Annotated in this window: 12 protein-coding genes and 1 tRNA gene; 12 read left to right on the forward strand and 1 reads right to left on the reverse strand. The window is 38.3% G+C overall.

All coding sequences use genetic code 11. The features are described from left to right. Window positions 1-6 precede the first annotated feature (6 nt). Window positions 7-120, forward strand: coding sequence for a cytochrome bd-I oxidase subunit CydX (gene cydX / locus ABN080_RS17610; protein WP_004244425.1), 114 nt, complete (start codon window positions 7-9; stop codon window positions 118-120). Continuing rightward, window positions 120-404 (forward strand): cyd operon protein YbgE, encoded by a 285-nt coding sequence (gene ybgE, locus ABN080_RS17615; RefSeq protein ID WP_072070595.1) that lies wholly within the window; start codon window positions 120-122, stop codon window positions 402-404. The genes cydX and ybgE overlap by 1 nt, the downstream gene beginning before the upstream one ends. An 89-nt stretch (window positions 405-493) precedes the next feature. Here ybgE and ABN080_RS17620 read toward each other — a convergent pair whose 3' ends face one another. Continuing rightward, window positions 494-1,381 carry a LysR family transcriptional regulator gene (locus tag ABN080_RS17620; protein WP_349441636.1) on the reverse strand — a complete coding sequence of 296 codons (888 nt, stop codon included), beginning with the start codon at window positions 1,379-1,381 and terminating at the stop codon, window positions 494-496. A gap of 89 nt (window positions 1,382-1,470) precedes the next feature. Here ABN080_RS17620 and ABN080_RS17625 point away from each other — a divergent pair, with 89 nt between their 5' ends. The 10 genes from ABN080_RS17625 to ABN080_RS17670 all read left to right on the forward strand — a co-directional run bounded on the left by ABN080_RS17625 (window position 1,471) and on the right by ABN080_RS17670 (window position 9,168). Further along, on the forward strand, window positions 1,471-2,841 hold the full coding sequence (locus ABN080_RS17625) for an MFS transporter (protein ID WP_349441637.1): 1,371 nt from the start codon (window positions 1,471-1,473) through the stop codon (window positions 2,839-2,841). Continuing rightward, complete coding sequence (locus tag ABN080_RS17630) at window positions 2,831-3,238, forward strand: hypothetical protein (protein WP_196553417.1); 408 nt, start codon at window positions 2,831-2,833, stop codon at window positions 3,236-3,238. The genes ABN080_RS17625 and ABN080_RS17630 overlap by 11 nt, the downstream gene beginning before the upstream one ends. A 310-nt stretch (window positions 3,239-3,548) precedes the next feature. Continuing rightward, window positions 3,549-3,944: a tol-pal system-associated acyl-CoA thioesterase gene (gene ybgC, locus ABN080_RS17635; RefSeq protein ID WP_072070591.1), complete on the forward strand. Its 396-nt coding sequence runs from the start codon at window positions 3,549-3,551 to the stop codon at window positions 3,942-3,944. After that, on the forward strand, window positions 3,944-4,630 hold the full coding sequence (tolQ, locus tag ABN080_RS17640) for a Tol-Pal system protein TolQ (RefSeq protein WP_072070590.1): 687 nt from the start codon (window positions 3,944-3,946) through the stop codon (window positions 4,628-4,630). Before ybgC ends, tolQ begins: the two co-directional genes overlap by 1 nt. Window positions 4,631-4,652: 22 nt before the next feature. Next, window positions 4,653-5,078 (forward strand): colicin uptake protein TolR, encoded by a 426-nt coding sequence (gene tolR / locus ABN080_RS17645; protein ID WP_072070589.1) that lies wholly within the window; start codon window positions 4,653-4,655, stop codon window positions 5,076-5,078. A gap of 27 nt (window positions 5,079-5,105) precedes the next feature. Further along, window positions 5,106-6,173 (forward strand): cell envelope integrity protein TolA, encoded by a 1,068-nt coding sequence (gene tolA / locus ABN080_RS17650; protein WP_196553416.1) that lies wholly within the window; start codon window positions 5,106-5,108, stop codon window positions 6,171-6,173. 142 nt (window positions 6,174-6,315) lie between these two features. Next, window positions 6,316-7,611 (forward strand): Tol-Pal system beta propeller repeat protein TolB, encoded by a 1,296-nt coding sequence (gene tolB, locus ABN080_RS17655; RefSeq protein ID WP_072070587.1) that lies wholly within the window; start codon window positions 6,316-6,318, stop codon window positions 7,609-7,611. Window positions 7,612-7,657: 46 nt separating this feature from the next. Beyond that, window positions 7,658-8,152, forward strand: coding sequence for a peptidoglycan-associated lipoprotein Pal (pal, locus tag ABN080_RS17660; RefSeq protein WP_072070586.1), 495 nt, complete (start codon window positions 7,658-7,660; stop codon window positions 8,150-8,152). 9 nt (window positions 8,153-8,161) lie between these two features. Next, window positions 8,162-8,938 carry a cell division protein CpoB gene (gene cpoB, locus ABN080_RS17665; RefSeq protein WP_340895643.1) on the forward strand — a complete coding sequence of 259 codons (777 nt, stop codon included), beginning with the start codon at window positions 8,162-8,164 and terminating at the stop codon, window positions 8,936-8,938. Window positions 8,939-9,092: 154 nt separating this feature from the next. Next, window positions 9,093-9,168 (forward strand) — tRNA-Lys (locus ABN080_RS17670). Window position 9,169 lies beyond the last annotated feature (1 nt).

Here is a 9,169-nt window from a genome sequence, read left to right on the forward strand (position 1 = left end):
TAGAGAATGTGGTATTTTGCATGGCTTCTCGGCACACTCTTCGCTTGTAGTATTGCGGTGATCGCAGGACTGGCTTACGAGCATGCTGAAGCGAAAAAAACTTCAGAAAGTGAAGAATAATGTTGGATAAAAGTTACCAACTACTAGACAAGGGCCCTATTAGGGCTCTTGTTTTAATCATGGCGTTGGTGATGGCATTTTGTGTTATGTGGGATCCTAGCCGATTTGCGGCGAACACCAGTTCATTGGCAATTTGGCAAGGTATCCTTCTTATTTGGTCGGTTTGTGCGGGGGCGACTTTTGGCCTAGCATTTCGTCCTAAACATGTAATTGCAAAATGTTTATTGCACCCAATCCCTGCAATTATTGTTTTAGTTGTAGGGCTAAGTTATTTCTTCTTTTAAAAAATACCTTATTTCTGCTCATTATATGAAAAAGAAATAAGGTATTTTCTTATCTAAGGATCCTATCAATATTATCTATCTTTTTGTTTTTATAAATGAATATTCTCTTTTAAGTAATCAATAAATAAACGTGCTTTTCTGGGTATGTGTTCACTATAAGGAAAAATAATATTCACGGACTGCGTTAACAATGAGTATTCAGGAAACAGTACGACTAATTGGCCTTCTAATAATTCTTGATGAATATACCAATGTGGCAAAATAGTCATCCCAGAATGTGCAAGAGCCATCTTTTTTAATGCGGCAATAGTATTAGTTTCAAAATAGGCATCTTGCGCTAATTGAGAGAGCAGGGCACTAAACTGTGCAGAAGTTGAAAGTTTACTTTGACGTAAATTACTGTTTGCTAAATAGGGAATAGCACTTAAGTCGTTGATAGTTTTTATCGAGAATTTCTGCAACAAATCAGGTGAAATAACCAAATTTATCTCGTAATTAGCTAATTTGGTTGAGCGATAATTACTGTCTTTTAATGTACCTAAACGAATAGCTAAATCTAATTTATGATTTATTAAATCCTCAATGGAAGAATTAAAGGTGTACTGTACTTTCAACTTTGAGTGTAATTGCATAAATTGACTAAGTAACGGTAAAATATAATATTCACCAAATTCAGCCGTTGAACTTAATCGCAACGATCCCTGTAGTTCCTGCTGACCCAATCTCGCTTTATCTAATGTTTGCTCTAACTGAATTAACACTTGGCGGAAATCTTGATAAAGCATCTCGCCAGTCTCTGTCAGCGTAAATCGACGAGTATTGCGATTAAGTAATGAGACATTTAACTCTGTTTCTAATGCTTTGATATGAATACTCACCATTGATTTACTCAAGCGCAAATATTTCGCTGCTTGAGTAAATGATCCGGTATCAACAACAGCAATAAAAGAGCGAATTCGATCAATTTGATTTTGCATGATTGTTTACTCTGATTAAACAATAAGTTCTATTTTGTCAGATAGACGAAATTCGTCAATCTTCCGTACTCTATGCACGGAGGATTTTTATGACTTACCGCTATCAAATTGCAGCTATATTTCTACTCGGTTTCTTTATAGATTGTATTAATATTTTTATGTCAGCAATTGCATTACCTGCACTCGCTGATGATATGCAAATTTCCATTGTTTCAGTGACTTGGGTTTCAAATAGCTATATCTTGGGGTTGACGTTAATCATTCCATTAAGTCATTGGTTATCACAGCGTTTTGGAATTAGAGCATTGATGGTGACATCGATGCTGATGTTTAGTTTGTCTGTGGAGCTAGTGGGAAGCTCAGATTCATTTAGTGAGCTTATTTTGTGGCGTTTTATTCAAGGTGTTAGTGGTGGATTATTGATCCCAATTGGACAAGCACTAACTTTTCAATATTTTCAAGGACATGAAAGAAGCAAAATATCTACGATCATTATGGCGATAGCTTTAATTGCTCCTGCAATATCGCCTACGTTAGGTGGATTTATTGTTGATATGGCTTCTTGGCGTTGGGTATTTTATAGCAATATTCCTTTCTCATTGCTAACCGCATTTTTAGCCTTTATTTGGGTAAAAGAGCCATTACCTAAAGAAAATGCTACACCGGATATTAAAGGTATCATTCTTATTAGTTTGCTCATTGTATCAGGGTTGTTTGCTCTATCGGCTTATGGGGAGTATCACTCAACATTACTTGCATTAGTCATAGCTGTATTATCGGTATGTTTTGCAGTACTTTATTATTATCATTATCGACGCCATACATCTCCAGTTATTAATTTAGCACTATTAAAAAATAGAAACTTATCGATCTCTATTTTTATTTATTACTGTATTCCTGGTGTTTTTACAGGTGTAAATATTCTTGCGATTTTTTATTTACAACAATATTTAAAATTTACTGCTCAAGGCACAGGTGTTTTCATGTTGTTATATGCACTTGGGGCTTTTATTTCAATGACAATAAGTGGCGTATTTTATAATAAATTGGGCATGAAACGTTTATTTATTTTTGCTCTATTATTACACAGTGCAGGTATTGCTTTATTAATATTTGTAAATAGTAATACTGATATATTTTTATTAATCATTGCTTATCTAGTTATCGGAATTGGTGGCGGAATTGGTGCTAATACTGCGCAAACAACGGCTTTATATGATTTTAACTCACAGAAATTAGTTCAAGCCAGTGTTATTTGGAATATTAATAGACAGGTCGTTTTTAGTGTCGGAGCAACCGTTGTTGCTATGTTATTTAATATTTTTTCTCTTTTTTGTTTACCACAAACTGCTTATAACATGACATTTTTAATATGCGCTTTAATTGGCATATTGCCTCTCACACTATTATTTACATTAAAGAAAAAAAGTATTGCACAGGAAATAAAAGATGAAAATTAATACCGGTTTAATTATAGAAAGCATTAAATCTTTGCATGATGAGATTGAAGCTGTTTTTACACAATTTCCACTTTCTGTTGATGCAATAACTAAGATAGAAAATCTTTTATCTAGTGAGTTTTCGATGGTTGGGATCAACGGAAAAGCAGTGAGTTATGATGATGTTATTGTGATGTTCAGAGAAAATGCAGGGAAAAGAAGAGGTCTGAAAATAAAAACGGATGATTATAAAATAATTTATCAATCAGATTGTTTGGCGATTGTCAGATATCAAGAAATACACAGTGAAAATAAGAAAATTCTTATGCGAGAGTCAGTGGCGTTATTGAGACGCAATTCTCATGAAATGAGTTGGCAGTGGCACTACCTCCATGAGACACCAATCATAAATAATTAATTGATTTATATAAAAAACCGGTTTTAAAACTGGTTTTTTTATGCCATTAAAAATAATACTAATAAATAAGACAATCTATGAATTTCTAATTAGCAAGCATTTTTATGCTGTCTTAATGAAAATATTTTTTCTATTCAGAGCACAAAGCATATTGCGTGTTGCAAAGAAGAGTTTATGATTGGCGCCTGAAAACTGTGTTTTCTATTCTTTACGTTACTATGATTCCCTTAGAGCTACCTCTTAAGTATAGTTAAGTGACTTATAGCTTAATTATTTATGGACTTAACTCGGAAAATGTAAGGAAGATATTATGCAGTTTCTTTGGCCTGTTCGTGTTTATTATGAAGATACTGATGCCGGTGGTGTAGTCTATCACGCCAGCTATCTAAAATATTTTGAACGCGCCCGAACAGAACTACTCAGAGAAAAAGGTTTTCATCAGCATGATTTACGGGAGTATGATCATGTTGTATTTGTTGTACGTAAATTATCAATAGAATATATTGCACCAGCTCGACTTGATGAGCTTTTACAAGTAGAAAGTGAAATTACCACATTACGTGGCGCCTCAATGACATTTTCTCAAAAGCTTATTAATCAAGATGGTTATGTTTTGTGTAGCGCAGATGTGCTTGTTGTCTGCGTAGATTCATTAAAAATGAAGCCTGTAGCGCTTCCTAAGTCCATTATCGCGGAGTTTAAGTAGTGGCTGACATGAATGTTATCGATCTCTTTCTAAAAGCAGGGCTTTTAGTTAAGTTGATCATGTTGATTTTAATCGGATTTTCTATTGCATCTTGGGCGATTATTATTCAGCGAACTAAAGTTCTGAATGCCGCTGATCGTGAAGCTGCAGATTTTGAAGATAAATTCTGGTCAGGTACTGACTTGGCTCGTTTATATAAAGATAGCCAAGCTCGTCGTGATGAGTTATCAGGCTCAGAGCAAATTTTTCATTCCGGTTTTAAAGAGTTTGCACGTTTACATCAAGCAAGCGTTCATGCCCCTGATGCAGTTGTAAATGGTGCATCAAGAGCAATGCGAGTCTCTTTCAATCGTGAATTAGAATCACTAGAAACTCATATTCCTTTCCTTGGTACTGTTGGTTCTATCAGCCCATATATTGGCCTGTTTGGTACCGTATGGGGGATTATGCATGCATTTATTGCATTAGGTAGTGTTAAACAAGCAACATTACAAATGGTCGCACCCGGCATTGCTGAAGCGTTGATTGCAACAGCTATCGGTTTATTTGCGGCGATCCCCGCAGTTATGGCTTATAACCGGTTTACGCAGCGTGTAACTAAACTGGAACAAAGTTACGATAACTTTATGGAAGAGTTCCTGACGATTTTACATCGCCAAGCTTTTGCCTCAGCAGAAAAGAAATAGTTAACGCAGAAGGAGATAACTGATGGCACGAGGTCGCAGTAACCGCCGAGGCGTAAAATCAGAGATTAACATTGTTCCTTTGCTTGACGTATTGTTAGTGCTTTTGCTTATTTTTATGGCAACAGCGCCTATCATTTCGCAAAGTGTTGAAGTTGATCTTCCTGAAGCAACAGATACACAAACAGTTTCAACCAGTGATAATCCCCCGGTGATTGTCGAGGTTGCAGGAATTGGGCAATATAATATTCGTGTTGATCAAGAAGTATTAGAATTATTGCCTCAAGAACAGATTATGGCTGAAGCTAAACGACAATTGGAAAAAAATCCGAAAGTTATATTTCTGATTGGCGGTGCTAAAGATGTTCCTTATGATGAGATAATTAAAGCGCTCAACATGTTACGTCAAGCAGGTGTTAAATCTGTAGGTTTAATGACTCAGCCTATGTAATAGGTTGAAATAAGTTTGGATAATAGCGTGGGAAAGAAGACGAAGCCAATCCGAAGTAAATTGAGCCGTTCAGTTATCTTGTCTACTGCCTTACATTTGCTTGTTATCGCATTGCTTATCTGGGGGTCATTAACTCAGAAGTGGGATTTAGGTGGTGGCGGTGGTGAAGGCGGGCAAGTTATTGATGCTATTATGGTCGATCCTAATGCTGTAGTACAACAGTATAACCAGCAAAAAGCGCAACAGGCTAACGTCCAAAAAGCAGAACAAGAACGTAAAGCGCGTGCAGAGCAACAAGAAGAAGAGTTGCGTCAGCAGCAAATGAAAGAACAAGAACGTTTGAAAACGTTAGAAGTTGAACGTTTACAAGCAAAAGAGGCAGCAGAGGCTCAAAAACGTGAAGCTGCGTTAGCTGCCGCCAAAGCGAAAGAAGAACAAAAAGTTGCTGAAGAAGCGGCCGCACAAGCGAAAGCAGAACGTGATCGCATCTTAAAAGAACAAGCAGATGCGAAAAAACAAGCAGAAGCTGAAGCGAAAAAACAAGCAGAATTAGCAGCAAAACAAAAAGCAGAAGAAGCTAAGGCGAAAGCCGAAGCTGATGCGAAAGCAAAAGCTGAAGCAGATGCTAAAGCAAAGGCCGAAGCCGATGCTAAAGCCAAAGCTGCAGCTGAGGCAAAAGCAAAAGCCGCTGCAGAAGCTAAAGCAAAAGCAGCAGCTCAACAGCAAAGTAAAGCAGTAGATAGTCTGCTTGATGGTTTAGTGGCTGATGGTAGCAAACAAAGCGGAGCTTCAGCTGCGGGTCAAGGTGGTGGAAATCGCACTGGTGCAAATGGTGAAGGTGTCGATCGCTATAAAGGTCAGCTCAAAGTTGCAATAGAACAGAAGTTTATCGATCCTGAGTTGTATAAAGGACGTACTTGTGAGTTGAGAATTAGTATTGCACCTGATGGGATGTTAATTAATGCGAATATTGTAGGTGGTGATGCGGCATTATGCCAAGTGGCATTGCGAGCCGCAAATACAGCGAAATTACCGAAGCCACCAAAAGATGTCTATGAACAAGTAAAATCATCAGTAATTGAGTTTAAACCCTAAAACTGTCTGATTGTAGGAAAACATACACTAATTTATAGCTATTTTAGAATGTTATTGATGTGTTGTATGGTGTTGTTGAAAAGCGTTTGTTACTATTCTGTGCGTTATTGCGTAATAACCGCAATAATAAAAGGGAGACATGATGAAGCAGGCATTAAATGTTATCTTCGGACTTTTAATTTTATGCGTAACCACTCTGGCTAACGCTGAAGTTCGAATTGAAATTACGCAAGGGGTGAATACTGCACGCCCTATCGGTGTTGTTCCTTTTAAATGGGAAGGCACAGGTCAAATGCCAGAAGATATCGCTGGTGTTATCGCAGCTGATTTACGCAATAGTGGAAAATTTAATCCTATTGATGTATCCCGTTTACCTCAACAGCCAGTCACAGCTTCTGAAGTCCAACCTGCACTTTGGACTGCATTAGGGATTGATTCTGTTGTTGTTGGACGCGTACAACCGTCAGCGGATGGCCAATATTTAGTAAGCTATCAATTAGTTGATGTTGCTGGCTCTCCAGGCGCGGTTTTATCTCAAAGTGAGTTTAAAGTTCCATCAAAATGGCTACGTTATTCTGCTCACACTGCCAGTGATGAAGTGTTTGAAAAACTGACTGGTATTCGTGGTGCATTCCGTACACGTATTGCTTATGTTGTTGTGACTAATGGTGGCGCATATCCTTATGAATTGCGTGTTTCTGACTATGATGGTTTTAACCAAGATCGTGTTTATCGCTCATCACAGCCATTAATGTCACCAGCATGGTCACCAGATGGTGCTAAACTTGCTTATGTTACATTTGAAAGTGGTCAATCCGCTTTAGTTGTACAAACATTAGCGACAGGCGAAATTCGCCAAATAGCATCATTCCCAAGACATAATGGTGCACCTTCGTTTTCACCAGATGGCTCTAAGCTAGCATTTGCGCTTTCAAAGAGTGGTAGCTTAAATCTGTATGTTATGGATTTAGCAAGTGGGAATATGACACAGGTAACCAATGGCAGAAGCAACAATACTGAGCCAAATTGGATGCCAGATGGACAAACCTTAGTCTATACTTCAGATCAAGGTGGACGTCCACAAATATACAAAGTGAATATTAACGGTGGAACACCAGAGCGTATTACGTGGGAAGGTAAGCAAAACCAAAATCCTGCGGTAAGCCCAGATGGTAGTTTCTTAGTTATGGTGAGTTCTGAAAGCGGTAGGCAACATATCGCTAAGCAGGATCTGGAAACGAATTCCGTACAATATCTAACAGATACGTTTCTGGATGAAACGCCAAGCATCGCGCCTAACGGCACAATGGTTATTTATAGCTCTACACAAGGCTTAGGCACCATTTTGCAGCTAGTATCGACTGATGGACGTTTCAAAGCGCGTCTTCCGGCGACTGATGGTCAGGTTAAATCACCTGCCTGGTCACCGTTTATGTGATGCATAAAAATTATGTATGGCAAACAAAATAAAGGAACAAATAGAGATGCAATTAAACAAAGTGTTTAAAGGGTTGATGTTAGCATTACCACTCGTTGCTGTTGCAGCATGTAGCTCAAACAAAAACGAAGATCAAACTGATACAAACAATGTACCAGTTGTTGAACAAGGTCCTACTGCTGAAGAATTAGCACGTCAGCAATTAGAACAACTGAAACAACAAAACATCGTTTACTTCGGTTTTGACAAATATGACATTAGCTCAGACTACGCTAACCTGTTAGATGCACACGCTGCATTCCTGCGTGCTAATCCTTCAGTACGTATCACTGTAGAAGGTCATGCTGACGAACGCGGTACTCCAGAATACAACATCGCTCTGGGCGAACGTCGTGCTAACGCTGTGAAAATGTACCTACAAGGTAAAGGCGTATCTGCTGATCAACTGTCAATCGTATCTTACGGTAAAGAAAAACCAGCTGTACTGGGTCATGACGAAGCCGCTTATGCGAAAAACCGTCGTGCAGTACTGGATTACTAAGAGAACGGCATGAACAACAGTAACTTCAGACCTTTCTTGATGAGTCTGTTGTTACTGGTTGGCGTAGCGGCTCCTGTAGCCGCTATTGCCCAAGCGCCAATCAGTAATATCGGTTCAGGTTCGACCGATGAACGACTCGCCCAACTTGAGCGTTTTTCAAATGCTCACAGCCAGCTTTTGACCCAATTACAGCAACAACTTGCTGATTCTCAGCGTGATATTGATATGTTGCGTGGTCAAATTCAGGAAAATCAATATCAGTTAAATCAAGTTGTCGAACGCCAACGCAATATCTATCAACAATTAGATAGCCTTGGTGGCGGTGCATCTACATCGACTACATCGACGGAAGCCACACAACCTGATAATACTGCTTCTTCAACACCTTCTGCTACAACTAATTCTGGGCAAGGTGATGAGAAGGCCGATTATAATGCAGCAATTGATATCGTATTGAATTCAAAAGATTACGATAAGGCAATTGTTGAATTAAACAACTTTATCAATAACTATCCTAAATCTAGCTATCAATCAAATGCACATTTTTGGTTGGGTCAGATGTATTACTTAAAAGGTAATAAGGATCAGGCAGCAAGTACATTTGCTATTGTTGTTAAAAACTATCCGAAATCTCAAAAAGCAAGTGAAGCCTTTTATAAAATTGGTCTGATCATGCAAGAGAAAGGGCAAAAGGATAATGCTAAAGCTATTTATCAACAAGTGATTAAGCAATATCCAAATAGTGCTGGCGCTAAATTAGCACAAAAGCAGTTAGCAGCACTCTAATTATTGACCCCGTAATGTAAAATATTGCATTTTCGGGGTTAAATGATTGTTTTTTAAGCTATTGATTGTTTTTTTGAAAAAAAACATTGCACAAAAACATTAAATCAGTATTATTACCCGCCGTTGCCACAGAGAATGTGGCGGATTCGAAAAAGGGTCGTTAGCTCAGTCGGTAGAGCAGTTGACTTTTAATCAATTGGTCGGGCGTTCGAATCGCCCACGACCCACCAT

Origin of the sequence: Proteus sp. fly-1089, from assembly GCF_040138965.1 — a bacterium.
GTDB classification, from domain to species: domain Bacteria; phylum Pseudomonadota; class Gammaproteobacteria; order Enterobacterales; family Enterobacteriaceae; genus Proteus; species Proteus vulgaris_B.